Genomic DNA, 23,659 nt, shown 5'->3' on the forward strand with positions numbered 1-23,659 from the left:
GGTCTACCGGTCGGCGAGGAAATAGGCGGTGACTTCGAGGCCGGTCTCGACGACCGTGTATGCGGGGGTCTGCCAGACAACCGGGGCGGCGGCCGTCTCCTCGGCGTTCTCGTGGGGGTAGGATACGGACATTTCACGCATGACCGGACCTGCTTTCCTGAGAGGTGGGGGTTCAGGAGTGCCGAACAGGGCTATTCAACCGTTCAGATGCGTGCATCGCGTTCAGCGACGTGCAACAGAGTGCCCGCGTTGACGGGACGCGGTCAATGCCTGCATCCAGGAACACGGTCCGGGTATGCGATCGTTGAACACTGGAGTATCAACCGAACCACGTAAGGATCGATCGCTCGTGAGCAAGGTCCCCTCCATCACCCTCAACAATGGCGTCTCCATGCCGCAGCTCGGCTTCGGCGTCTGGCAGGTGCCCGACGACGAGGCGGCGAAGGCGGTGGGCACGGCCCTGGAGGCCGGGTACCGCAGCATCGACACCGCGGCGATCTACGAGAACGAGAAGGGCACCGGCCAGGCCATCGCCGCCTCCGGCCTCCCCCGCGAAGAGGTCTTCGTCACCACCAAGCTGTGGAACAGCGAACAGGGCTTCGACTCGACGCTGCGCGCCTTCGACGACTCGCTGGCCAGGCTCGGCCTCGACTACGTCGACCTGTACCTGATCCACTGGCCGCTGCCGTCGAAGGACGCCTACGTCGACACGTACAAGGCCTTCGAGAAGATCTACGCGGACGGCCGCGCCAAGGCCATCGGCGTCTCCAACTTCCTGCCCGAGCACCTGGAACGCCTGCTCGGCGAGACCTCCGTCGTGCCGGTGCTCAATCAGATCGAGCTGCACCCGCAGCTCCAGCAGGCCGAGTCCCGCGCGTTCCACGCCCGCCACGACATCGTCACCGAGGCCTGGTCACCGCTCGGCCAGGGCAAGGGCCTGCTGGAAGCCCCGGCGGTCGTCGCGATCGCCCGCAAGCACGACCGCACCCCCGCGCAGGTGGTCCTGCGCTGGCACCTCCAGCTCGGCAACGTGGTCATCCCCAAGTCCGTGACCCCGTCGCGGATCCGGGAGAACATCGACGTCTTCGACTTCGAGCTCGACACCGACGACATGGCGGCCCTCGCCGCCCTCGACGAGGGCAAGCGCCTGGGCCCGGACCCGGCCACCTTCGACTACGCCTGAACCTCCGGCCGGCCGCGGGGGCGGATCAGGTGGTCAGGAGCCGGTTGAAGAACGACCGGTACTGACGCAGTGCCTTGCGAAGCTCCTCGGTGTCCACCTCCTCGCCGCGGTTCCACTGGCCCTCCAGCTCCCGCTTGTGGTCGGCGAAGGTCGAGGCCAGTTGCTGCATGACGTCGGCGACGAGGGCGTCGGCCTCGTGCACGGCCTCGCGGGGGTCGTCGACGAACTTGGCCTGGATGCCCTGCCAGCGGTCCCGGAAGCCCTCCTCGTCCTCGGGGGCCAGGAGCTGCGGTGTCTCGTCCTCGTCGCGCCCGGCGGGGACGGCGACTTCCGGGGACGTGGGCGGGGCCGATTCGGCCGGCTCCGCGGTGCCCTCCCGGCGCTCCTCACTCTCCTGGCTCTCGTACGGGAAGGCGGGGGCGCCGGGCCGCTCGCCGGCGGCTTCGCCCGCGCCGCCCGGCTGGGCGATGTCCTCGGTGGACAGGCCGCTCTCGCCGGGTTCGGGTATGTCCTCGCGTTGCATCTCTCCTCCTCCACCGTGGCCTGTGCCGGGTCAGGCGGGGGCGCGGTGGGACTGGCCCCCGTCGGAGAGCAGGTCGTCGAAGAGGGCGCGGTAGTGCACCATCGCTCCACGCAGCTGCTCGGTCGTGGCCTGGTGTTTCATACTCAGCCGGTTGATCTCGTGGGCGGCGCGGTAGTGCTCGATCGTGCGGCCGTGCTCGACGGAGAGGTCCTTCAGCCGCTGGTCGAGATCCTCGGTCGGGTAGCCGCGCTCCCGCATCAGGGAGGTCACCAGGAGGTCCGCGTCCTGCACGGCGTCCTCCGGGCGGTCCACGAACTCTCCCTGGACGTCGGCCCAGTCCCGGGTGTACCGGTCCCTGACCTCGTCCGGCAGAGGCCTGATGTCCAGTTCGTCATGGCGTTTCTCGCGTGCGCTCAGATCGCGCTCGGCGGCGAGCCGGCTTCCGGTGTCGTCGACCGTCCGTTCGTACTCCGGTCCGAACCGCTCGCGCAGGCGGCGCCTGCGGAAGCCGAGGAAGGCGACGACGGCCAGGGCGGCCAGGATCACCGCGACGGGAATGACGATGGCCAGGAGGGTCCCTGTCGACATGGGGCCGACCCCCTCACTAGTGTCCGATATGCCCCATTTAGGGTATCGCTCGCACCAGGCCACCGGAACGGCCGGGGCCGAGCAGGGTGAAATTGGACATTCCCCGCGGCGGATACAGCGTGGCCCCTGACCCGCCGCGCGGGCGCGGCTCGGTCAGGGGGCCAGGTGCGATACCGCCGTCCGTCGTCACCGCCGACGGAGCCGTATCACTGCTGGTGATCGCCGCCATCGCGCTGTCCGTGGCGATGCGTGGGCGGCGGGCTCAGGCCGCCAGGGCGGCGTCCGTCCCGGCGTCGGCCGTGGGAGCGGCCGGAGGCGTGGGAGCGGTCGCGGCCGTGTGCGCGGTCGCGGCCGTGTGCGCGGTCGCGGGGGTGTGCCGGGCCAGCAGCTCATCGGCGGCGGCGAGCGCATCGGAGATGGAGCGCGTGCCCGTCATGACGCACAGGGTGTAGCTGACGTCGTCCAGCGCGCGGAGCAGACCGGGATCGCTCCTGCGGGCAAGGGTGATCTTCAGGTCCGCATAACGGGCGAGAAGCGTCCTCAGTTCACGCGGGTTGAGCATTGGCACGGCGGCCCCTCCCTTTTCAGCATTGGGGTGCGCCTGCCCCGTTTCGCCGCGGGCATGCCTTCCGGTCCGCTGAAATGATCGTCGTCTCGTCGCCGCCGCTAAGGTGTGGCCCCATGACCCGAGCCGCACCCGCGCGGGAGCGCCCGCGCGGCGCGATACCGCTGTCCGTCGCCGCCGCCGGAGCCGTATCACTGCTGGTGATCACCGCCCTCGCGCTGTCCGCGCCGAACCACCCCGGCTTCCGGGCCTGGCAGACCGTGTACGTGGCGCTCACCGTGCAGGCGCTGCCTTTCCTGCTGTTCGGCACCGTCGTCTCCGGGGCCGTCAACGCCTTCGTCCCGGCCCGGGTGTTCAGCAGGGTGCTGCCCCGCAGGCCCGCGCTGGCCGTGCCGGTTGCCGGCGCCGCCGGTGTGGTGCTGCCCGGCTGTGAGTGCGCCTCCGTGCCCGTCGCCGGCAGCCTGATCAGGCGCGGGGTCACCCCGGCCGCGGCGTTCGCGTTCCTGCTCTCCGCCCCCGCGGTCAACCCCGTCGTGCTGGTCTCGACCGCCGTCGCCTTCCCCGGGCAGCCCCACATGGTCGCCGCCCGGTTCGTCGCGTCACTCGCGACGGCGGCCACCATGGGCTGGCTGTGGCTGAAGTGGGGCCGGGCCGAGTGGCTGAAGATGCCCGCGCGGCACACCGGCCACCGGACGGGACACAGCCGCTGGGAGGAGTTCCGGGTCGGGTTCCAGCACGACTTCCTGCACGCGGGCGGCTTCCTCGTGGTCGGCGCGATGGCGGCGGCCACCTTCAACGTGCTCGTACCGCGCTCCGTACTGGACGTGTTCGCCGGCTCCCCCTGGCTGTCGGTGCTGTTCCTCGCCGCGCTCGCCATCGTGCTCGCCGTCTGCTCGGAGGCCGACGCCTTCGTCGCCGCGTCGCTCACCGGCTTCTCCTCCACCGCCCGGCTGACGTTCATGGTGGTGGGCCCCATGGTGGACGTGAAGCTGATCGCCCTCCAGGCGGGGACGTTCGGGCGGGGCTTCGCGGTGCGCTTCTCGGCCGCGACCACGGTGGTGGCCGTGGCGTGTGCCTGCCTGACCGGGTGGTGGCTGCTGTGAGACGCCAGATCCAGGCGGCCCTGCTGCTGCTCACCGGCTCCGCCCTGCTGCACATCTCCCTGCTGAGCCAGGTCTATCTGCGGTACGTGAAGGAGGGCCTGCGGCCTTTCCTCATCGCCTCCGCCGCGCTGCTGCTCGTGCTGGGCCTGGTCAGCGCCGTACGGGACGGGTTCCCGTTCCCCTCGCGCCGAGGGGACGACGAGAGCGTGGACGACGAGGGCGTGGACGACGGCCACGGCCACGGCCACCGGGACGGGCCGCGCGTCGCCTGGGTGCTCTTCCTGCCGGTCCTCGCCCTGCTTCTGCACGCCCCGCCCGCGCTCGGCTCGTACACGGCGGCGCGCGAGACCGGCAACGCCGTCGCCCGGGTGCCGGAGTTCGGCCCGTTGCCGGACGCCGGCCCGGTGCCGCTCTCCCTGTCCGGGTTCATCGCCCGGGTCCAGCAGGACCGCGACCGGGGCCTGGCCGGCCGCACGGTCCTGATGACCGGGTTCGTCACGCCCGCGGGCCCGCCCGCGAAGGACGGCACCGGCACCGGCGCCGGGACCTGGTACCTCAGCCGGCTGGTCGTCAGCTGCTGCGCGGCCGACTCCCGGTCGCTGCGCGTCCGCGTCCACGGCAAGCCCGCGCCCCCCGCCGACACCTGGGTGACCGTGACGGGCACGTGGCACCCCGGTGGCGGTGCGCTCGGGACGGCGGCGGCCGCGGTGGCGATCGACGCCCGGACGGTGCGGCGCGTGCCCCAGCCGGTCAGCCCGTACCAGGACACCGCGCCCCTGCCGCGCTGACGGTCAGCCGCGGCGTGCCGTGTGCACCGTGCGGGCGGTCAGCAGGAACACGTCCGGGCGGTGGTGCAGGCCCTGCGGGTCCGCCGGGTCCACCAGGCGGTCCAGGGTGGCCCGGTCCTCGGGCGCGAGCCGGTCGCCGAGGGCGTCACGCTGCCGGGTGAAGGCAGCGACGACCTGCTGGCGTACGGCGTCGGTGACCGGGGCCGGCACGTCGTGGAGGAACGAGCGCGTGCCGCTCGGTACGAGCCCCGCGTCGGCCAGCAGCGTCCGCCAGTCGTCGACGTCCGCCTTGGCGCCGGGCAGCCCCGCCCGCATCTCGGCGAACCAGTCGGCGTGCGCCACGTCGATCCGGGCCTCCAGACCCGGCCGCCCGATGCCGAAGCTGTGCGGAAGGCGCCGCGTCGGCAGCCCGCCCTCGACGACGGCCAGCAGGCCGCCGGGGCGCAGCTGCCCCGCCAGGCCCGCGAGGGCGCCGCGCTGATCGCCCAGGTGGTGCAGGGAGTCGGCCGCCCAGATCAGGTCGGCGCGGCCCAGCTCGGCGATGCCGCCCGGGAGTTCGGCGTGGTGCGTGGTGACCCGGCCGCCGAGGGACGCGGCACGGGCGCGGGTGCGCTCCAGGAGCTCGGGCGTGGAGTCCACGGCGACGACCTCCGCGTACGGGAACGCCTCCGCGAGCAGGCATGAGATCACGCCCGGTCCGCTGCCGATGTCCAGGATGCGGCGGACGCCTGGCGCCGGCAGCAGTTCGCCGAGCCAGGCCGCGGCCTGCCGGTAGAGGGGGGCCTGGAGCTCCGCGCCGTGCTCCAGCAGCGGCAGCATCTCGGTCCAGTCCAGGTGGGTGTGGTCGTGTTCGTGCTGGTGTCGGCTCATGCGGACAGGGTGCGCCGGTGCGGCGATGACGGCAAGCATTGTTGCCGGTTCGGCAACGCCATGAGCCTCCGCGTCGGCGGCGGCCCGCGCGGCGGGCGCCGGTCGGCCGGATCACGTCGCACGGGACACGCGGCGGCGTGTGGGAGCTGCCGCCGCAGGGCGCAGGGACGGGACATGCGGGCACGGCACGTCCTCGCGCCGGAGCGCCGGTCACGACGCGACGTGGCGGACTCGCCGCCCGCCACCGCGTGTACGTGGCGCGTCAGTTGGCGCCGTGGGACGGTGCGATCTTCTCGACGCGGGCCGCGAGGTCGAAGTCCCGCTCGGTGATCGCACCGCCCGCGTCGTGGGTGTTCACGGTGAGGCCGACCGTGTTGTAGCCGAGGGTCAGGTCGGAGTGGTGGTTCAGTTCCTCCTGGATCTGGGCGATGTGGACCACCATCGCGGTCGCCGCGAAGTGGGTGCCGAGGCGGTAGGTGCGGGCGATACGGTCGCCCTCCTGGGACCAGCCGGGCAGTTCGCGCAGGCGGTCCTCGATCTCCTTCTGCGACAGCGGTTCCGTGGGCATGTCCCGTGCTCCCTCCGGGTCGGTGCGTGTCGGTACGGGTGACCGTGACGATACGGTCCGACGGCTCCGGCCCGCGGTCAACACGTGGGCTACCGTCTGCGGTATGACAAGTGTCGTTTCCGGTAAGGAAGTAGGGCCGCTGCTGCGCGGCTGGCGCGAGCGGCGGCGGCTGAGCCAGCTGGAGCTGGCGCTGCGCGCCGACTCGTCGGCCCGTCACATCTCGTTCATCGAGACGGGCCGGGCCCGCCCCAGTGAGGAGATGGTGCTGCGCCTGGCCGAGCACCTGGAGGTGCCGGTACGGGAGCGCAACGCCCTACTCCTCGCGGCCGGTTACGCCCCCCGGTACACCCAGACGCCCCTGGACGACCCGTCGCTCGGCACCCTGCGCGAGGGCATCGAACAGCTGCTGGCCGGGTACGACCCGTATCCCGCGATCGTCGTGGACGGCTCGTACACGGTGGTGGCCGCGAACCGGGGCATCACGATGCTGCTGGCCGGGCTGCCCGAGCATCTGCTGGCGCCGCCGCTGAACTCCATGCGGATCACCCTGCACCCGGAGGGCCTGGCGCCGAGGATCCTCAACCTGCCCGAGTGGCGCGGGCATCTGCTGGCCCAGATGGAGCGCCAGATCGCCCTTGCCCGTTCCGCGACGCTGCGTGCGCTGTACGACGAGGTCGCCGCCTATCCCGTACCGGAACGCGCCGGCGCCGTCACGGGCCCCGAGGCACCGGCCCCGTACTTCGCGCTGCCGCTGCGGATCGAGCACGACGGCCATGTGCTGTCCTTCGTGTCGTCCATCTCGACCTTCAACACCCCGATGGACGTGACGGTCGCCGAGCTGGCCATCGAGACGCTCCTCCCGGCCGACCCGGCGACGGTCAAGTACCTCCAGTCCCTCTAGCAACCCGGGACCTCAGCGGCTCACCGCCCGCAGGGCGGACCACTGGAGGGCGGCGAATCCGGCCACGGTCGCGGCCTGCATCGGGATCCACAGAGCGCCGGCGGTGCTGGGCGACAGCCAGGCGACGAGCGCGACGACGCTCAGGACCGCCCAGATCACGTTGACGTCGACGACCAGCTTGACGGCCGTGGCGGCCGGCTGCGGCCGGGAGGCGAGGTAGCCCACGCCGGCGGCGAACGCGGTGAGGAACAGGCCGAGTTCGAACAGGAGCGTCGCGTCGACCCCGAGGAGCCGGCCGAGAGGCCCGGACGCCAAGACGTACGCCAGGCCGTTGGCCCCCGTGACGACGGCGTCCAGGGCGAGGAAGCGCCGCAGCATGGTCTGCGGCTCGGTGGTGCGGGAGATACCGGCGAGCAGGGCCTGGGACATGGCGGATCAGCCTCCATCGTCAGGGTTGTCATGGGCCCGGAGCCCGGCCGGAGTGCGAGACCGCCCGGGTTCCGGTACCGCAACCATGCCGGACGCCGGAAAAGAGGTCGATTACCGCAGGGGTAATGCGGGCCCGGCCTGGTCGCTCACCCGCGCTTCAGCATCCAGGCCAGTGCGAGCCAGGGCGTCGTCGCGGCGGCGAGGGCCAGCAGCCACCCCGCCCAGGTGGAGGTGTGGAAGAAGGCCCCGGGCAGCAGCAAACACACGCCGGTGAGCAGGATCAGTGCCGCAGGGACGTGCACGTCGGCGCGGAACCTGCGCGCGGTGTGAATCCCGTCGCGCATCATGCCGAAGGCGGCGGAGCCGAAGGCCCACGCGAACAGGGCCAGTGCCCAGAGCCACAAGTAGAGAAGACCGCTGCTGAAGAACCGGGTGCCATCGTTGCGCACACCGAGCCCCGGGCTGCCCGGGGCGTACATGACCCTCACGGTGTCGTCCACCTCGGGGCGGCCGACGGTCGTCGCGTCGTGGACGGTGACGGTACGGGTGCCGTCGTGGAACCGGAGGGTCACCGCGACGTCCGTGGCGTACTGGTCCACGTCGTTGATGTTCACGCCGGTCGTCCCGGGCTCGTCGAGCAGCGCGTCGACGGTGACTTCGTAGCTGCCTCCGCCCGCCGCGTACACCTGCGCCTCCCAGCGGCCTTCCGCGCCGTCCAGGCCTATCGCCTGCGCCAGCGCCGCGGCGCTGGCCAGCGGGAGGGCCAAGCTGAGGACGACGGGCAGGAACCTGGACGGATCGCGTTCCTTCCGCGCGGGCTTGTCGAGGATGGTCACTTCCGGGCGCCGTGAGCGGATCGAGGCCACCGTCCACAGCACCGCACCGACCGCGGTGCAGCCGACCAGGCCGAGTCGCAGGTTCCGTACATCCACATCCGGCGCCAGCGGCAGCACGCCCACGATCATCGCGGCGAACGCGGCCAGAAGTGTCACCAGGCCGGTCAGCCGCGTCCATGTCGTCGGTTCGGAGCGGCGTCGTTCGAAGTAGGGCCCGTACGGACTTTTCGAGCGAGAGGAGTGGCCCACCGTCGCGTATCCCCCTGTCATCCGCGCGGGTCGGGACGTGAATCCTAGTTCCACGTCACTGGTTCGCTTATTGGTTCGCTTATTGGTCCGACCAGCCGCCGATGAGGTCCCTGAGCCGGTGTTCGGTCCAGTGGCCCGCCGCGCCCGGGCAGGCGGCCAGGTAGGCCGCGATGGCGGGCGCGTCCCAGGCGCCCGTGGCCAGGAGGCCGGCGGCCAGGTGGCGCAGGTAGCCGGCGGAGGGGGTGTTCCACTCGATGTCGCCCATCCGCCAGGGGGCCGTGAGGGTGAGCAGGGGCAGGCCGTCGAGGGTTCCGGCGTGGACGAGGGTCTCGTAGCGGCCGCCGCCGAGCGTGGCGGTGCCGTGGCGCACGACCTGCGTCAGGTCCAGGTCGGTGTCCGGGCCCGGGTCGCGGTACATCTCCTGGGCGGCGATGTCGGAGAACTGCCGGGCGGTGAGGCGGTGGGCCCGGGCCAGGACGTGGCCCCGGGCGCGGGGGTCGTAGAACGCCCTGCCGCCGGTCCAGACGGGTGACTCGGTGGCGAAGTACAGGGCGCCTTGCAGCTCCACCGGGACGGAGGCCGCCGGCAGGCGCCGGTCGCGGCATCCGGGGTAGGTCCTGGCGGCGTCGGGGGGCCGGCCGCCCAGGAGGTAGTACGCCAGACGGTCGACGTGCGTGTTCGAGCCGTAGGCCGCGTACCAGACCTGCGTCGTCATGCCTCGAACGTAACCGGTGCGGCGCGTGAAGCTGCGCTGTTGGCCCGCTTAAGAAATCCTCGATGGACGCGGCGGACGCGGCTGGGCAGATTGGTGCGCGTTCGGCGATCTCTTCCCCCTGGCCCCTGGAGCCGCACTGATGAAGGCACTCGTCAAGCACAAGGCCGAGCCCGGTCTGTGGCTCATGGATGTGCCGGAGCCCGATACGGGGCCGGGGGACGTGCTGATCCGGGTGCTGCGCACCGGGATCTGCGGTACGGATCTGCACATCCGCTCCTGGGACGGCTGGGCGCGGCAGGCGGTGCGCACACCGCTGGTGCTGGGGCACGAGTTCGTCGGCGAGGTGGCGCGCGTCGGCGCGGACGTGCGGGACGTCGCGGTCGGTGACCTGGTCAGCGGCGAAGGGCACCTGGTGTGCGGCAAGTGCCGCAACTGCCTGGCGGGGCGGCGGCATCTGTGCCGGGCCACGGTCGGGCTGGGGGTCGGGCGGGACGGGGCGTTCGCCGAGTACGTCGCGCTGCCCGCGTCCAACGTGTGGGTGCACCGGACGAAGGTGGACCTGGATGTGGCGGCGATCTTCGACCCGTTCGGCAACGCCGTGCACACCGCGCTGTCCTTCCCGCTCGTCGGCGAGGACGTCCTCATCACCGGCGCCGGACCGATCGGGATCATGGCCGCGGCGGTGGCCCGGCACGCCGGTGCGCGCAATGTGGTGATCACCGACGTGAGCGAGCCGCGGCTGGAGCTCGCCCGCAAGGCCGGCGCGACGCTCGCGGTCAATGTCGCCGAGAGCAGCGTCGAGGCGGCTCAGCGGGAACTGGGGCTGCGGGAGGGCTTCGACATCGGGCTGGAGATGTCCGGACGGCCCGAGGCCATGCGGGACATGGTCGCCAATATGACGCACGGTGGCCGGATCGCGATGCTCGGCCTGCCCGCCGAGGAGTTCGCCGTCGACTGGTCGAAGATCGTCACCTCGATGATCACCATCAAGGGCATCTACGGCCGCGAGATGTTCGAGACCTGGTACGCGATGACCGTGCTGCTGGAAGGCGGGCTCGACCTCAGCCCCGTGATCACCGGCAGCTACTCCTACCGCGACTTCGACGCGGCCTTCGACGAGGCCGCCACCGCCCGCAGCGGCAAGATCATCCTCGACTGGACCGTCTGACCCACCCCCTTTTTTAGGAGCCACATCCATGTACGCGTCCGTCCGCGACGAGCTGCGCGCCACCCTCGACGAGATCCGCGACGCCGGTCTCCACAAGCCCGAGCGGGTCATCGCCACCCCGCAGAGCGCCACCGTGTCCGTCGCCTCCGGTGACGTACTGAACTTCTGCGCCAACAACTACCTGGGCCTGGCCGACCACCCGGAGGTCATCGCCGCCGCCAAGGAGGCGCTGGACCGCTGGGGCTACGGCATGGCGTCCGTCCGCTTCATCTGCGGTACGCAGGAGATCCACAAGGAGCTGGAGCGGCGCCTGTCCACGTTCCTGGGGCAGGAGGACACGATCCTGTACTCGTCCTGCTTCGACGCCAACGGCGGAGTCTTCGAAACGCTCCTCGGCCCCGAGGACGCGGTCATCTCCGACGCCCTCAACCACGCCTCCATCATCGACGGCATCCGGCTGTCCAAGGCCCGCCGCCACCGGTACGCCAACCGCGACATGGCCGACCTGGAGAAGCAGCTCAAGGAGACGCAGGACGCGCGGCGGCGGCTCATCGTCACCGACGGCGTGTTCTCGATGGACGGGTACGTGGCGCCGCTGCCGGAGATCTGCGACCTCGCCGACCGGTACGACGCGATGGTGATGGTCGACGACTCCCACGCGGTCGGGTTCGTCGGGCCCGGCGGGCGCGGCACGCCCGAGCTGCACGGCGTGATGGACCGGGTCGACATCCTCACCGGCACGCTGGGCAAGGCGCTGGGCGGCGCGTCCGGCGGCTACGTGGCGGCGCGCGCGGAGATCGTCGCGCTGCTGCGCCAGCGTTCGCGCCCCTACCTCTTCTCCAACTCCCTCGCCCCGGTGATCGCCGCCGCCTCGCTCACGGTGCTGGACCTGCTGGAGTCGGCGGGGGACCTGCGGGAGAAGCTGGACGCCAACACCAAGCTGTTCCGTACGAAGATGACGGAGGCGGGTTTCGAGACCCTGCCCGGTGACCACGCGATCGCCCCGGTGATGATCGGCGATGCGGCCAAGGCCGCGCGGATGGCCGAACTGCTGCTGGAGCGCGGCGTGTACGTGATCGGCTTCTCGTACCCCGTCGTGCCGATGGGCCAGGCCCGTATCCGGGTGCAGCTGTCGGCGGCGCACTCGACGGCGGACGTGGAGCGGGCGGTGGCGGCGTTCACCGACGCCCGGGCGGCGATGGCTGGGTGACAATGGCGGGGTGATCGACCCCCGGCGCCTGCGCGTTCTGCGGGCCGCGGCGGACCACCGTACGGTGACCGCCGCGGCCGCAGCGCTGTACCTGACCCCCTCCGCCGTCTCGCAGCAGCTCGCCGCGCTGGAGCAGGAGACCGGGCACACGCTGCTGACCCGCAGCGGCAAGGGCGTACGGCTCACGGCGGCCGGCGAGATCCTGCTGGAGCACGCCAACGAGGTGCTGGCGCAGCTGGAGCGGGCGGAGGCGGAGCTCGCGGCGTACGCGGGCGGCGCGGCCGGCGAGGTGACGGTGGCCGCGTTCGCGACGGGGATCGCCGAGGTGCTGGCGCCGGCGATCGGGCGGCTCGCCGACACGCGCCCGGGCATCCGCGTCCGGGTCCGGGACGCGGAGGGCGACGCGTCGCTGCCGATGGTCCTGGACGGTGAGGCGGACGTGGCGCTGGCGGTGGAGTACCGGGGCGCGCCACGCGAGGGCGACCGGCGCCTCGCGCGCGTGTCCCTGTACGCCGAGCCGTTCGACGCGGTCCTGCACGCGGCGCACCCGCTGGGGCAGTCGCCCGAAGTGGCGCTGGCCGAGCTGGCGGACGCCGACTGGATCGGGCCCTATCCCGGCAACCCGTGCCACGACATGGTGCTCCTCGCCTGCGAGCTGGCCGGCTTCGATCCGCGCCTGGTGCACTCCTCCGACGACTTCCGCGCGGTGGTGGCCCTGGCGGGCGCGGGCGCCGGGGTGGCCCTGGTGCCGCGTTCCGCGCTGCGGGGCATCGAGCTCAAGGACGTGGTGGTCCGCCCCGTGGCGGGCCCGGCCGCGTTCCGGCGCGTCTTCGCGGCGGTGCGGCGCGGGGCGGAGGACCACCCGCTGATCCGCCCGGTCCTGGACGCGCTTCTCGGGGGCTCGGTTCACCTCCGGGGCGTGTGAGCCCCCGGCCGCGTCAGGCGGCCGGCTGCCGCCGGCGTACGCGGGCCGACATCCAGGCGTACACCAGCACGCCCGCGAAGAGGAACATCACGCCCTGGTAGACCGCCGCGTACCCGGAGCCGGCCACCAGCCACATGGAGAAGGCGAAGGCGGTCACGGCGAGGACCGCGTCGCGGACGAGGCGGGGCCGGTGGACCCGCTCGGACCGGCCGGAGGCGAGGAAGTGGATCTGCGCGGCCGTCGAGAGCAGGTAGGGCACGGTGGCGGTGAAGGTGGTCACCAGGACGAGGATCTCGAAGACACCCTCCGGCCCTGCCGTGTAGTTGTAGACGGTCAGCAGGGAGGCCAGGACGACGGTGACCAGGACGCCGTAGGTGGGAACACCGCGCCGTTTGTGGGTGAACATCGCCGGGAAGAGCCCGTCCTTCGCCGCCGCGTACGGCGTCTGGGCGCTCAGCAGCGTCCAGCCGTTGAGGGCGCCGACCATCGAGACGAGGGCCATGCAGGCGACCGCCGTGCCGCCCCACGAGCCGCCGAACATGGTGTTGACGGCGTCGGAGAAGGGCGCGCTGGAGCCGATGAGCCGGTCGTGGGCGACCAGGCCGAAGACGGAGAGGGTGCCGAGCAGGTAGATGGCGGCCGCGCCGAGCGTGCCGAGGATGGTGGCGCGGCCGACGTTGCGCTGCGGGTCGCGGACCTCGCCGGCGCTGACGGCAGCGGACTCCACGCCCAGGTAGCTGAAGAGCAGGATGGCGGCGGACGCCGAGATCGCGCCCATGGCACCGGAGTCACTGGCCTGGAAGGGGCCGAGGTTGTCCGCGTCGAAGAAGAACAGCCCGCCGACGGCGACCAGCAGCAGCGGGACGAACTTGAGCACCGTGGAGACGAGCTGGACGGCGCCGACGTACCGCGTGCCGGCCAGGTTGGCGAGGGCGGGCAGCCACTGGAGGGCCAGCGCCGCCGTGATCGTCGCCGCTGTGGAGCCGTGCACGGGTATGAGGACGTCGAGGTAGCCGACGGCGGCGACGGCGAGCGCCGCGTTGGACACCCAGGTGGTGATCCAGTACGACCAGGCGGCGAGGAATCCGGCGAAGTCGCCGAACGCCTCGCGGGCGTACACATACGGGCCGCCGGTCCGCGGGAGCCGCTGGGCGAGCCGGCCGAAGACGAGGGCGAGGGCGATCGCGCCCGCGGTGAGGACGGCGAAGGCGACCAGGCTGATCGTGCCGTAGGGCGCGACGGAGGCGGGCAGCAGGAAGATCCCGCCACCGATGATGTTGCCCACCACGAGCGCGGTGGCGATCGGCAGTCCGAAGGTCCGCGCGTGCTTGCTGCGCTCGTCCGGGGTGGGATCGGTGATCATGAGGGTGGTGCGCCTTTCGCCGTACAAACCTGAACATGGTCGGGTAGGACGGACGCTGCACCAAATCAGCCGTGTTTGTCCGGCGCGATGCCCTCGGCGACCGGAAATGCTTCTTCCCCTGGTGGCCGTGACGGTGATTCCTGCACCGTTTCCCTCACCGTTTCCCTTGCCGGTTCCCGCACCGGCCCGAGGGGCACTTGCGGTCCCTGGCTCTCCCGCAGCCAGCGCCGCAGCACCCGGTGCACCCGCTCGGCGCCCACCAGCCGGCCACCGTCCGCCACCGGCGCGGACAGACTCCGCGGCCAGAGCAGGAAAGCGTGCGACTGCTCGCCGCCCAGCCCGCCGTGCGAGCCGATCTGCTCCTCGAAGGCGTGCACCGTGCCGGTCGCCGGGTCGTACATGGAGTTGACCATGATGTCCGCGACGTGCGGGAAGGAGTCGGTGCGCCGCACCGCGTCGGCCGCGCCCGGGCCGAACACCGCGAGCGGGCCCGCGTCGGTGAGCTCGCCGACCGGTACCTCGGCCCCGGCCGGGCCGAGCACCACCGAACCGTGCTCCTCACTGCGTACGAGCACGAATCCGATGCCGGGGTGGCTGGCCAGCGTCCGCAGCAGGGCCGGATGGCGGCGCTCGATCTCCTCGCGGGACATGCGGTGGGGCACGTCCGGAAAGGAGATCAGGCCCAGGTTGCCCGAGGCCAGCACGATCGGGTCGGACGTGCGGGCCGGGCGTTCCTCGCGGCCCTCCTCCACCGGCAGGTGCACGGCGGTGCGCAGCGCGCCCCGCGCCTCGGCGCCGCTCGGGGTGTGCTGGGCGCGGCGCGGTACGGGCAGCCCGCAGCCCGCCCGCACCAGGTCGCGCAGCGTCAGCCCGTACGCCGACTCGAAGGGCTCGCCGGGGCTCTGGCCGTGGTCGGAGAGGAGCACGATCCGGTACGGGCGCGGCGCGTGCTCGGCGGCCTTGGCGATCAGGGCGATCGACCGGTCGAGCCGCTCCAGCACCTTCGCCGCGTCGCGGCTGTGCGGCCCCGAGTGGTGGGCCACTTCGTCGTACGCGACGAGGTCGGCGTACACGGCGGTACGGCCGGCCAGCATGTCGCCCATGACGGCGGCGACGACCACGTCCCGCTCGATGACGGTCGCGAAGGCGCGGATGAACGGGTACAGACCGCCGCGGCCCACCCTGGGCCTGTCGTCCCTGAGGCGGGCGCGGGTGGACTGGCCGATCTCGCGGCACACCTCGGCGACGTAGGAGATGGCGGTACGGACGGCGTTGGCCGGGTCGCGGAAGTAGGCGAAGTACCCGGCGCGGGAACGGTTGCGGCGGCCACGGCGCGCGGAGACCGACAGCACCAGGGCGAGCTGGTCGGCGCCGCCGCTGAACAGGTTGCCGCGGCTCGCGCCGTCCAGGGTGAGCAGCCCGCCGTCGCCGGTGCGCCGGATGGCGCGGCGCTGCAGTTCGGCGGCGCTGGCGGGCCGGTTGCTGACCATCAGCCGGCCGGTGTCCTTCTCGTACCAGCGGAAGGCGGGCACGTCGTGGTTGGAGCCGTGCAGGATGCCGAGCTGGCTGGCGCCGGTCTGGCTGGACCAGTCGGTCTGCCAGGGCGTGAGGCGGTGGGTGGTGCCCATCCAGGCCGCGACGGTCGGCATGATCCCGTCGTCGGCGGCGTCCCGCAGCACCTGGTGCCCGACCCCGTCGAGCTGGAGGAACACCGTGCCCGGCGGGCTGCCGGGACCGGGGGCGGTGCGGCGCCGTCCGGCCAGCCGGTACAGGCGTCGCCGGTAGGCGTTGTCGTCACGTACCGCGAGGGCGGTGGAGGTGGCGGAGGCGACGGCGGACATCACGGCGGCCACCACGACGGCGTTGTCCGGTTCGGCCTCGCCGCGCCCGTCCGGGATGAGCCAGAGCGCGACCAGCAGCAGAGAACCGTTGAGGAAGAACACCAGCAGCCCGAGGACGAGCGCGGGAACGAGCAGCAGCGCCCGTACGACAACCGGCCACACCAGCGCGCTCAGCAGACCGAACGCCCCGGCGCCCCAGGCGGCGGTGACGGCGGTGCGGGTGACGCTGTCACCGTCGTCGGACTGGAGCTGGAAGTCGGGCATCAGCCCGGCGAGCGCCAGCATGGTGAGGGTCGACACCGCCCACACCACGATGACCCGCAGCAGGGCAACGCCCGCCGTACGGGAGGCTCGTGTGAGGCTCGGTCGTCCTGCGGGGCGCCGGTTGCGTCCGCCGCGGGCCGCGCGCGCCTCCGGATCACTCACCGGCCCGTCCGGAAAGTGCCCCGGCCCGTCCGGGGGATACCCGGCCACCCTTCCTCACTCGCCCTTTCTCAGCAGCCGTCGTAGCCCGCGGTCGGCATGGAGAGCCGGCGGTGGACGTGGGCCTTCATCTCCGCGTCGTACGCCGGTTCGTCCAGCCCCGCCGTCTCCAGCCGTACGCCCCGGCGCTCGCACTCCGCCGTGAAGTCCCGCGCGGACGTCAGCGCCCGGTCCAGGACACGTTCGTTGGGCACGACGAACAGGTCGACCGCGCCCGCCTCGATGTCCGCCCACAGGACCTGGTGGTCGGGCCGCATCCCGTAGAACAGCAGCTGACGTATGACGACATAGCCCTTGTCGGCCGCCCAGCGTTCGCACATGGCGTGCTGGCTGCGCGTGTCGACCAGGAAGGGGTCGCTGTCGAGCTCCTCCAGCGGCGTCAGGCTGGCGATCGCCGCCACGCGTACGTCGTCCATGCCGCCGACCCTACTCCGATCGCCTCCGGGCGAGGAGGCGCGCGTTTACGCTCGGAGGAGCAGCGCGGGAGCGGAGCGACGCGGGAGCGAGGAGGGCGGGCGTGCCGGTGGAGGTCACCTGGTGGGGTCATGCCACCTGTACGGTCCAGGACTCGGGGGTGCGGGTGCTCACCGATCCGCTGTTCGCGCGCCGGCTCGCCCATCTGCGGCGGCGGCGCGGTGAGCTGCCGCCGCCGGCGGCCGCGCGGGCGGAGGCGGCGCTGGTCTCGCACCTCCACTCCGACCACCTGCACCTGCCGTCGCTGGCCCGGCTCGCGCCCGGCACCCGCCTGATCGTGCCGCGTGGCGCTACCCGCGCGGTGCCGGGGCTGCGGCGGCTGACCGGGCTGCGGATCACCGAGGTGGCTCCCGGTGACGAGGTGCGGGTGGAGGAGCTGGTCGTACGGGCGGTGCCGGCGCGCCACGACGGGCGCCGGCTGCCGGTGGGGCCGCACCTCTCCCCCGCGCTCGGGTATGTCATCCGCGGTGCGGCCCGGACGTACTTCGCCGGTGACACGGGGCTGTTCGACGGGATGGCGGCGGCCGTGGGGCAGGTGGACGTGGCGTTGCTGCCGGTCGGCGGCTGGGGGCCGTTCCTGGGGCCCGGGCACCTCAACGCGCGCCGGGCGGCGCAGGCGCTGGCCTCGCTGGCGCCGCGCGCGGCGGTTCCGGTGCACTTCGGTACGTACTGGCCGATAGGGCTCGACGGGGTGCGCCCGCACGAGTTCCACGCGCCGGGCGACGAGTTCGTCCGGCACGCGGCGCGCCTCGCGCCCGGGGTGGCGGTGCACCTGCTGGGGCACGGCGAGAGCGTACGGCCGGAGGTGTCCGGGTGATCGAGGGCCTGCTGGGTCAGCTGCCGCCCGAGTCGACACAGCAGGCGGTCGGTTACCCGTCGCTGTTCCTGCTGGTCGCGCTGGGCGCGCTGGTGCCGGTGGTGCCCACGGGGGCGATCGTCAGTTCGGCGACGGTGGTGGCGTTCCATCAGACGTCGCCGGTGGGGCTGCTCATCGTGTTCGTGCTGGCGTCGGCCGCGGCGTTCGCCGGGGACGTGGCGCTGTACTGGCTGGGGCGGCGCGGGGTGCTATCGAGGAACGGTTCGCGCCGGCTGGAGGCGCTGCGGGGGCGAGCCGACCCTGACCGGCTGGAGCAGGCCCAGGCCAAGCTGCGCACGCACCGGATCTCGGTGCTGGTGCTGTCCCGGCTGGTACCGGCGGGGCGGATACCGGTGATGCTGGCGTGCCTGCTGGCCGGGATGCCGCTGCGCCGCTTCGTACGCGGCAACGTCCTGGCGTGCCTGGCGTGGGCGGCGACGTACCAGCTGATCGGTGTCCTGAGCGGCTCCCTGTTCGCCCGCCCCTGGGAGGGCGTCGTGGCGGCGGTGGCCCTGACGATCCTGCTCAGCGCCATCCCCTCGGCGTGGCGACGCCTACGCGCCCGCCACGCCTGACGGCCGGCTTGGCCCCGGGGCGGTACCGGGTGGCCCCCCGGTGGCGGTGCCCTTCGGCTCCCCCCGCGACCTGGCGAGTGCTCCCCCGGAGGCAACCGGGCCCTCAATCCAGCAGCCGTGAGCTGCCGATCGGGAGGTCCCAGAGGTGGTCGCGGGGCAGGCCGGCCTGCTGCCAGGCGGCTAGGAGGCGGGTGAGGGGTTCGAGGACCGGTTCGGAGGAGAGGACGAAGGTCGCCCAGTGCATGGGGGCCATGATCCGGGCGCCGAGGTCCTGGAAGGCCTGGACGGCTTCCTCGGGGTCGGTGTGGACGTCACGTAGCCACCAGCGGGGGGCGTAGGCGCCGATGGGCAGCAGGGCGAGGTCGATGCCGGGGTGGCGGCGGCCGATCTCCTTGAACCAGTGCCCGTAGCCGGTGTCGCCCGCGAAGTACACGCGCTGCCCGTGGGTGTCGGTGAGCACCCAGCCGCCCCACAGGGAGCGGCACGTGTCGGTGAGCGTGCGCTTGGACCAGTGGTGGGACGGTACGAAGTCGAAGCGTACGCCGCGCAGTTCGGCGGCCTCCCACCAGTCGAGTTCGGTGACGCGGGTGAAGCGGCGGCGGCGGAACCAGCGGCCGAGTCCGGCGGGCACGAAGACGGGGGTGTCGCGGGGCAGCCGCCTGATGGTGGGCGCGTCGAGGTGGTCGTAGTGGTTGTGGCTGATGACGACGGCGTCGACGGGCGGCAGGTCCTCCCAGCGCACGCCGACGGGCGTGATCCGGGCTGGGGTGCCCAGGATGCGCCGGGACCAGACGGGGTCGGTGAGGACGGTCAGCCCGCCGATGCGGACGATCCAGCTGGCGTGCCCCGCCCAGGTGACGGCGACGGTGGCGGGGTCCACGGCGGGCAGGGGCTCGGGGTCGAACGGCAGCCGGGGGATGTCCCGGAGCCCTTCGGCGCTCGGTCGTACCGCTCCCTCGCGCGCGAGCCTGGCCATGGCTCGTACGCCGGGGAGGGGTGCGGTGAGCCGGTCGGCGAACGATCTCGGCCAGTCGCGGACCTGGCCGAGGGGGCGTGGGCCGGTCTCGGTGGGGTCCGCCGGGGTGGGTTCGGCGGGTGCCGTGTGCTCGGTGGATGCCGTCTGTTCCGTCATCGCCAGCTCCGTTCACCGTGGTTCTTGGAGTTCTGCGAAAGCAGAACCGAACTTGTTCAACGCGTGGGCCACATGCGGCAGTTCCAGCGGTCTCGCCGCCGTGAGGGACTCCATGCGCTCCTCGGGGGTTGCTCCCAGCAGGGGCCCGGTCGCCAGGCGCACGCGCAGCGCGCCCAGCTCGTCGCCGAACCGGTGCCCGCCGGGTACGGGCGTCCCGAGGCGGTCCGTCAGGTACTCCTCCAGTTCCATGGAGTCGCTCACGCCGCGTTCGGCGAGGCGGCCGCGCAGCGGGCCGAGGTCGGCGTACAGGTGCCGGCCCGCCCGGGGCGGCAGGGCGAGCCCGCCCGCCGCGAGGACCGCGTGGTGCGCGGCGGCGGCCACGCGCGCGTGCAGGGCGGCGGTGGCCGCCGCGCGGGTGGTGACCGGCTCGGGCTCGCCGAGCGCGTGTGCGGCGGCCGCGGCGACGGGGGCCGCGATCTGGGCGCCGAGGGCGGTGAGCCGGTCCAGGGTGCGGGCCCGGCGGTCGGAGCCGCGCCCGGTCGGCGGGAAGCGGGCGATCGCGGCGGGCCAGGCGGCCGGGGTGAGCGAGCCGGCCAGGTCGCACAGGACGGTGACGTCGTCGGGGCACATCTCGGCAGGGCTGACGAGCACGGTGTCGTGCGGGTCGTGCAGGGTGTCGCGCCAGGTCTCGTCACTGACGATGTGCAGACCCTCGGCGACGGCCGCCTCGCACGCCTCGCGCACCACTTCGGGCGGGGCGACGGTGGCGGTGGGGTCGTCGGCCACGGAGAGCAGCAGGAGCGCGGGGCGGCCGCCTTCGACACGGACGCGCCGTACGGTCTCCAGCAGCGCGTACGAGTCGGGTACGCCACCGCATTCGGCGGGCGTCGGCACGTGGTAGGCGGGCCTCCCCAGGAGCCGGGCCTGCGGGGCCCACCAGGCGGGGCAGGGCCTGGGCATGAGGACGTCGCCGCCGTGGGCGGCCATCAGCGCGGACAGCAGCGGCTGGGCGCCGGGGGCGGCGGCGAGGTCTTCGGGGTGGCAGCGCAGGCCGCGCCGCCACCAGTAGCCGCAGGCGGCGTCGCGCAGCAGCGGCCCGCCGCCGGGCGGTTCGGGCTCGGTGCGGTCGGCGGCGGCCCCCAGGACGGCGGCCAGCTCGGGCAGGACGGGCAGGCCGGGCTCCGGCGCGTGCGGTCCGTAGCGTACGGGGCCGCGCCCTTCGGTGGCCGTCCGCCGCATGCGCTCACCTCCGCCGCTGACGCTCCCCCGCTGGTGGTCCGGGGAGCTCTGCCCATCCCCATGGCCCTTTATACGGAGGTTCCTCACAAGTCGCCGCTCCGGATCCTCTGCCCCTCCTTGCCCACCGGGTCTCACCGGCCTGGTGCGAGCCGGGCCAGTGCCCTCTCCAGGCCGCGCCCCTTGGTGCGCACGACTCCCGCCGCGACGTCGGCGAGCTTGCGGTTGCTGACCTGCGAGACCTGCCGCAGCACGCCGTACGCCTCCTCGGCGTCGCAGCCCAGGACGCACATCACGATGCCGCCCGCCTGGTCGATCACCGGGCGGGAGCGCAGGGCCGTGGCGAGCTGGCCGACCTCGGTGAGGGCGGCGCGGTAGCGCCGGTCGCGCACCAGGCTCGCGGTGGTCTCCTCGCCGATGACGGCGGCGCAGCCGTGCACGGCGTGTTCCAGGGAGCCGGCCCGGAAGCCGTACAGATTGAGGGTGATGTCGATGCCGGCCCGGTGGAAGGGGAGCGTGACGCTGGCCCGTACGCCGGAGCCGAGCGCCATCGCCCGGTAGTCGGGCCAGCGTTCGTCCGTCAGGAGGTCCTCCGCGTCGACCGGTGCCCCGCTGTCGATGGCGGTCTGGATGGGGCCGTCACCGGAGTCGAGCTGGACGGCCACGAGGGCCGCCAGGTCGGGGTGCGTGGCGCTGGCCCGGCGTTCGTCCTCCCCGTCGCTGAGGGTGGTGACGGCCCCGCAGCAGGCGGGTACGGTCCGTACGCAGGTCTCGGCGAGCCGTTGCAGTGTCCGTACGGTGGAGGCCGGCTCGGGACCTTCGTACTCCTGGTCGGGCAGCATCGGCGAACCTCCTCTCTCGCTCCGGCTGCCCCACGCCCGCGGTGTGAAACGGCCGTACGCGCCGACCCATTGGTGCCGTTACGGTGCTCCTATGACGCAGACGGACGAGTTCGGTGAGGAGCTGGCGGATTTCGTACGGCGGGTGGGGGAGCTCCGCTCGGCCCGCGCCCTGCCGCCCGGCGAGCAGCAGGGCGTACTGGACGCGGCGCTCTTCGAACTCCAGCATGCGGCAGAGACGCTCTGGCCGCGCTACGAGCGGCTCGCGGCGCGTGCGCCGGACGGCACGTCCGCCGACCGGCAGGAGCGGCAGCTGCTGAAGACGCTGTTCCAGCGGCTGCCGCTGCCGGTGGCCCTGGTCGACCGCGATACGGTCGTCCGCCGGATGAACTTCGCCGCCACGGGCCTGACCGGCGTCCGCGCCGGCTACGCCACGGGCCGTCCGCTGGCCGCGCTGCTGGCCTCCGGCGACCGGGGCCCCTTCCGTACGCAGGCGGCGGCCACGGCACGCGGTGAGGGCGCCCGCAGTCTGACCGTACGGCTCCAGCAGCGGCCGCAGGAGCCGGTGCGGGCGTCCCTGGTGGCGCTGCCGCTGCCGGGGGAGCCGCAGCCCACCGTGCTCGTGGTGCTCCAGCCGGGCGTCTCGGGGACCGCGGAACCGGCGGCGGCTGCCGCGGCGGGGCGCCGGCTGCTGCCGCCGGACCTGGCCGAGACGAGCCGGCGCGCCGCGATGATGGACCTGGTCGACGCCATGGCGTCCGCGCTGCTGGCCTGCCCGCCGGGTGACGCGGAGGCGGTGCTGCGGGCGGCCGCCGAGGTGCTGCACGGCCGGTTCGCGGACTGGGTGGTGGCCGACGCGGGCGGGGCGCGGCCGCTGTGCCGGGCCGTGGTGCTGGGCCCCGCCGACGAGGCGTACGCACCGCTGGTGAAGGCGGTCACGGCGCAGGATCCGGCCGACTGCCCCCTGGTGGTGGAGGCGGCCCGGGGCGGGTCGGCCTCCCTCCAGGTGCGGCCCGAGGACACCCTCGCGTTCGGCGAGGACGCCTCGGGCGGGGCGGTGCTGGTGCGGGCCGAGGTCAGCTCACTGCTGTGCCTGCCGCTGCTGCGCGAGGACGGCGGTGTGCTGGGGGTGCTGACGTTGTTCCGTACGGGCGCCAGACGGGCGTTCTCGATGGCCGAGGGGCAGGCCGCCGATGTGATGTCCCGCCATGTGGCGCTGGCTATGCGGCGACGTCCCGCATGATGTCCTCCCGCATCTGGCTGCAGCAGCGGCTGATCAGCCGGGACACGTGCATCTGGGAGATGCCGAGGTCCTCGGCGATGCGGCTCTGGGTCATGTCGCGGAAGAAGCGCATGTAGAGGATTTTCTGCTCGCGTTCGGGCAGGTTGCGCAGCCGCGGTTTGACCGATTCGCGGTCGATGACGACGTCGAGCGCCGGGTCGGGGCCGCCGAGCGCGTCGACGAGGGTGTAGCCGTCCTCGGTGCCGGGGAGCTCCGCGTCCAGGGAGAGGGCGGTGAAGCTGTCCAGGGCCTCCAGCCCGGCCACCGCTTCCTCCTCGGTCATACCGGCCTTCTTGGCGATCTCGGACACGGTCGGAGCGCGGCCTCCGACCGAGTGCGAGAGCTCCTGGTAGGCGGCGCGTACCCGGCCCCGCAGGTCCTGGACGCGGCGCGGCACGTGGAGGGTCCACATGTGGTCACGGAAGTGGCGTTTGATCTCGCCGGTGATGGTGGGCACGGCGAAGCTCTCGAAGGCGGCGCCGCGTTCGGGGTCGTACCGGTCGACGGCCTTGACCAGGCCGAGGGCGGCGACCTGCTTGAGGTCCTCCAGGGACTCGCCGCGGTTGCGGAACCGGCCGGCCAGCCGGTCCGCCATGGGGAGCCAGGCGCGGACGATGTCCTGCCGGACGGCTTCCCGTTCCTCGCCCTCGGGGAGGCTGGCGAGGCGCTGGAAGGCCTCGGCGGTGTCGGGGGCGTCGTCGTGAGGATGCTTCGTGTGAGCGAGGGTAGGCATTTTGCTTTTCAGCTCCCTGAACGGTGCTGACGGTTGGCTGTCACCCCGGGGAGAGCTCCCTTGTCCGGGCACGGGCACGCCCGGAGCGGCCTGCCGCTCCCACGGACGTGCCTCCGGTCCGAAGCACGAGGTGCGCATGCCCGGGGCCGAACCCGGCAAACTCCTGATTCCATGCTGGCCGCCTTTCCCGGATTCCGCTCTTCGGGGCGCTGGGCGGCGGGTGT

The 23,659-nt window shown here is 73.0% G+C and carries 26 protein-coding genes; 10 read left to right on the forward strand and 16 right to left on the reverse strand.

Annotated features, from left to right (window positions below; genetic code table 11):
- Positions 1–3: 3 nt before the first annotated feature.
- A complete protein-coding gene (gene pqqA, locus QWM81_RS07435; protein ID WP_290110839.1) occupies positions 4–132 on the reverse strand; it encodes a pyrroloquinoline quinone precursor peptide PqqA in 129 nt (42 codons plus the stop codon).
- 217 nt (positions 133–349) lie between these two features.
- Here pqqA and QWM81_RS07440 point away from each other — a divergent pair, with 217 nt between their 5' ends.
- Entirely contained in the window at positions 350–1,183 is an 834-nt protein-coding gene (locus tag QWM81_RS07440) for an aldo/keto reductase (protein WP_290110841.1), read from the forward strand.
- A 25-nt stretch (positions 1,184–1,208) separates the two neighbouring features.
- Here QWM81_RS07440 and QWM81_RS07445 read toward each other — a convergent pair whose 3' ends face one another.
- The 3 genes from QWM81_RS07445 to QWM81_RS07455 form a co-directional block, all read right to left on the reverse strand.
- A complete protein-coding gene (locus QWM81_RS07445; RefSeq protein WP_290110842.1) occupies positions 1,209–1,706 on the reverse strand; it encodes a hypothetical protein in 498 nt (165 codons plus the stop codon).
- 30 nt (positions 1,707–1,736) lie between these two features.
- On the reverse strand, positions 1,737–2,294 hold the full coding sequence (locus tag QWM81_RS07450) for a hypothetical protein (protein WP_290110843.1): 558 nt from the start codon (positions 2,292–2,294) through the stop codon (positions 1,737–1,739).
- Positions 2,295–2,556: 262 nt separating this feature from the next.
- Entirely contained in the window at positions 2,557–2,856 is a 300-nt protein-coding gene (locus tag QWM81_RS07455; RefSeq protein WP_290111032.1) for a DUF5133 domain-containing protein, read from the reverse strand.
- A 119-nt stretch (positions 2,857–2,975) separates the two neighbouring features.
- Between QWM81_RS07455 and QWM81_RS07460 the strand changes: the two genes are divergently transcribed.
- Positions 2,976–3,962 carry a permease gene (locus tag QWM81_RS07460; protein ID WP_290110844.1) on the forward strand — a complete coding sequence of 329 codons (987 nt, stop codon included), beginning with the start codon at positions 2,976–2,978 and terminating at the stop codon, positions 3,960–3,962.
- On the forward strand, positions 3,959–4,750 hold the full coding sequence (locus tag QWM81_RS07465; protein WP_290110846.1) for a TIGR03943 family putative permease subunit: 792 nt from the start codon (positions 3,959–3,961) through the stop codon (positions 4,748–4,750). The genes QWM81_RS07460 and QWM81_RS07465 overlap by 4 nt, the downstream gene beginning before the upstream one ends.
- 3 nt (positions 4,751–4,753) lie before the next feature.
- Here the strand turns inward: QWM81_RS07465 and QWM81_RS07470 are convergent, their stop codons facing one another.
- Together QWM81_RS07470 and QWM81_RS07475 are read right to left on the reverse strand one after the other, a co-directional pair.
- Complete coding sequence (locus QWM81_RS07470) at positions 4,754–5,620, reverse strand: class I SAM-dependent methyltransferase (protein WP_290110848.1); 867 nt, start codon at positions 5,618–5,620, stop codon at positions 4,754–4,756.
- 262 nt (positions 5,621–5,882) lie between these two features.
- Positions 5,883–6,188: a 4a-hydroxytetrahydrobiopterin dehydratase gene (locus QWM81_RS07475; protein ID WP_290110850.1), complete on the reverse strand. Its 306-nt coding sequence runs from the start codon at positions 6,186–6,188 to the stop codon at positions 5,883–5,885.
- Between the two features lie 103 nt (positions 6,189–6,291).
- Here QWM81_RS07475 and QWM81_RS07480 point away from each other — a divergent pair, with 103 nt between their 5' ends.
- The gene (locus QWM81_RS07480) at positions 6,292–7,089 is read left to right on the forward strand and encodes a helix-turn-helix domain-containing protein (protein WP_290110851.1); all 798 of its coding nucleotides are present in this window, start codon (positions 6,292–6,294) and stop codon (positions 7,087–7,089) included.
- A 12-nt stretch (positions 7,090–7,101) separates the two neighbouring features.
- Here QWM81_RS07480 and QWM81_RS07485 read toward each other — a convergent pair whose 3' ends face one another.
- The 3 genes from QWM81_RS07485 to QWM81_RS07495 form a co-directional block, all read right to left on the reverse strand.
- Positions 7,102–7,518, reverse strand: a complete 417-nt coding sequence (locus QWM81_RS07485) for a hypothetical protein (RefSeq protein WP_290110852.1) — start codon at positions 7,516–7,518, stop codon at positions 7,102–7,104.
- Between the two features lie 146 nt (positions 7,519–7,664).
- Positions 7,665–8,603 carry a hypothetical protein gene (locus tag QWM81_RS07490; RefSeq protein ID WP_290110853.1) on the reverse strand — a complete coding sequence of 313 codons (939 nt, stop codon included), beginning with the start codon at positions 8,601–8,603 and terminating at the stop codon, positions 7,665–7,667.
- A gap of 79 nt (positions 8,604–8,682) precedes the next feature.
- Positions 8,683–9,318, reverse strand: a complete 636-nt coding sequence (locus QWM81_RS07495; protein ID WP_290110855.1) for a histone deacetylase — start codon at positions 9,316–9,318, stop codon at positions 8,683–8,685.
- 139 nt (positions 9,319–9,457) lie between these two features.
- On the opposite strand from QWM81_RS07495, the gene tdh reads away from it, so the two are divergent.
- The 3 genes from tdh to QWM81_RS07510 are packed head-to-tail and all read left to right on the forward strand — an operon-like array spanning position 9,458 to position 12,621.
- Positions 9,458–10,486, forward strand: coding sequence for an L-threonine 3-dehydrogenase (tdh, locus tag QWM81_RS07500; RefSeq protein ID WP_290110856.1), 1,029 nt, complete (start codon positions 9,458–9,460; stop codon positions 10,484–10,486).
- A 28-nt stretch (positions 10,487–10,514) separates the two neighbouring features.
- Complete coding sequence (locus QWM81_RS07505) at positions 10,515–11,696, forward strand: glycine C-acetyltransferase (protein ID WP_290110858.1); 1,182 nt, start codon at positions 10,515–10,517, stop codon at positions 11,694–11,696.
- A 10-nt stretch (positions 11,697–11,706) separates the two neighbouring features.
- Positions 11,707–12,621 (forward strand): LysR family transcriptional regulator, encoded by a 915-nt coding sequence (locus tag QWM81_RS07510; RefSeq protein WP_290110859.1) that lies wholly within the window; start codon positions 11,707–11,709, stop codon positions 12,619–12,621.
- A 13-nt stretch (positions 12,622–12,634) separates the two neighbouring features.
- Here QWM81_RS07510 and QWM81_RS07515 read toward each other — a convergent pair whose 3' ends face one another.
- The 3 genes from QWM81_RS07515 to QWM81_RS07525 all read right to left on the reverse strand — a co-directional run bounded on the left by QWM81_RS07515 (position 12,635) and on the right by QWM81_RS07525 (position 16,724).
- Positions 12,635–13,984 (reverse strand): amino acid permease, encoded by a 1,350-nt coding sequence (locus tag QWM81_RS07515; protein WP_290110860.1) that lies wholly within the window; start codon positions 13,982–13,984, stop codon positions 12,635–12,637.
- 65 nt (positions 13,985–14,049) lie between these two features.
- The gene (locus QWM81_RS07520) at positions 14,050–16,149 is read right to left on the reverse strand and encodes a phage holin family protein (RefSeq protein WP_290111034.1); all 2,100 of its coding nucleotides are present in this window, start codon (positions 16,147–16,149) and stop codon (positions 14,050–14,052) included.
- A 170-nt stretch (positions 16,150–16,319) separates the two neighbouring features.
- On the reverse strand, positions 16,320–16,724 hold the full coding sequence (locus QWM81_RS07525; RefSeq protein WP_290110861.1) for a recombinase family protein: 405 nt from the start codon (positions 16,722–16,724) through the stop codon (positions 16,320–16,322).
- Between the two features lie 101 nt (positions 16,725–16,825).
- Between QWM81_RS07525 and QWM81_RS07530 the strand changes: the two genes are divergently transcribed.
- Positions 16,826–17,599 (forward strand): MBL fold metallo-hydrolase, encoded by a 774-nt coding sequence (locus QWM81_RS07530; RefSeq protein ID WP_290110862.1) that lies wholly within the window; start codon positions 16,826–16,828, stop codon positions 17,597–17,599.
- Entirely contained in the window at positions 17,596–18,213 is a 618-nt protein-coding gene (locus tag QWM81_RS07535; protein WP_290110864.1) for a DedA family protein, read from the forward strand. Before QWM81_RS07530 ends, QWM81_RS07535 begins: the two co-directional genes overlap by 4 nt.
- 103 nt (positions 18,214–18,316) lie before the next feature.
- On the opposite strand, the gene QWM81_RS07540 is transcribed toward QWM81_RS07535, so the two are convergent.
- From QWM81_RS07540 to QWM81_RS07550, 3 genes are all read right to left on the reverse strand, one after another.
- The gene (locus QWM81_RS07540) at positions 18,317–19,345 is read right to left on the reverse strand and encodes an MBL fold metallo-hydrolase (RefSeq protein ID WP_290110866.1); all 1,029 of its coding nucleotides are present in this window, start codon (positions 19,343–19,345) and stop codon (positions 18,317–18,319) included.
- Between the two features lie 12 nt (positions 19,346–19,357).
- Entirely contained in the window at positions 19,358–20,584 is a 1,227-nt protein-coding gene (locus QWM81_RS07545; protein WP_290110867.1) for an aminotransferase class I/II-fold pyridoxal phosphate-dependent enzyme, read from the reverse strand.
- Positions 20,585–20,715: 131 nt separating this feature from the next.
- The gene (locus tag QWM81_RS07550) at positions 20,716–21,423 is read right to left on the reverse strand and encodes an ANTAR domain-containing response regulator (protein WP_290110868.1); all 708 of its coding nucleotides are present in this window, start codon (positions 21,421–21,423) and stop codon (positions 20,716–20,718) included.
- A gap of 91 nt (positions 21,424–21,514) precedes the next feature.
- Here QWM81_RS07550 and QWM81_RS07555 point away from each other — a divergent pair, with 91 nt between their 5' ends.
- A complete protein-coding gene (locus QWM81_RS07555) occupies positions 21,515–22,663 on the forward strand; it encodes a PAS domain-containing protein (RefSeq protein ID WP_290110869.1) in 1,149 nt (382 codons plus the stop codon).
- Here QWM81_RS07555 and QWM81_RS07560 read toward each other — a convergent pair.
- A complete protein-coding gene (locus QWM81_RS07560) occupies positions 22,641–23,435 on the reverse strand; it encodes an RNA polymerase sigma factor SigF (RefSeq protein ID WP_290110870.1) in 795 nt (264 codons plus the stop codon). The genes QWM81_RS07555 and QWM81_RS07560 overlap by 23 nt on opposite strands.
- Positions 23,436–23,659: the final 224 nt, after the last annotated feature.

This window comes from Streptomyces ficellus (assembly GCF_030406405.1).
GTDB classification, from domain to species: Bacteria; Actinomycetota; Actinomycetes; order Streptomycetales; family Streptomycetaceae; genus Streptomyces; species Streptomyces ficellus_B.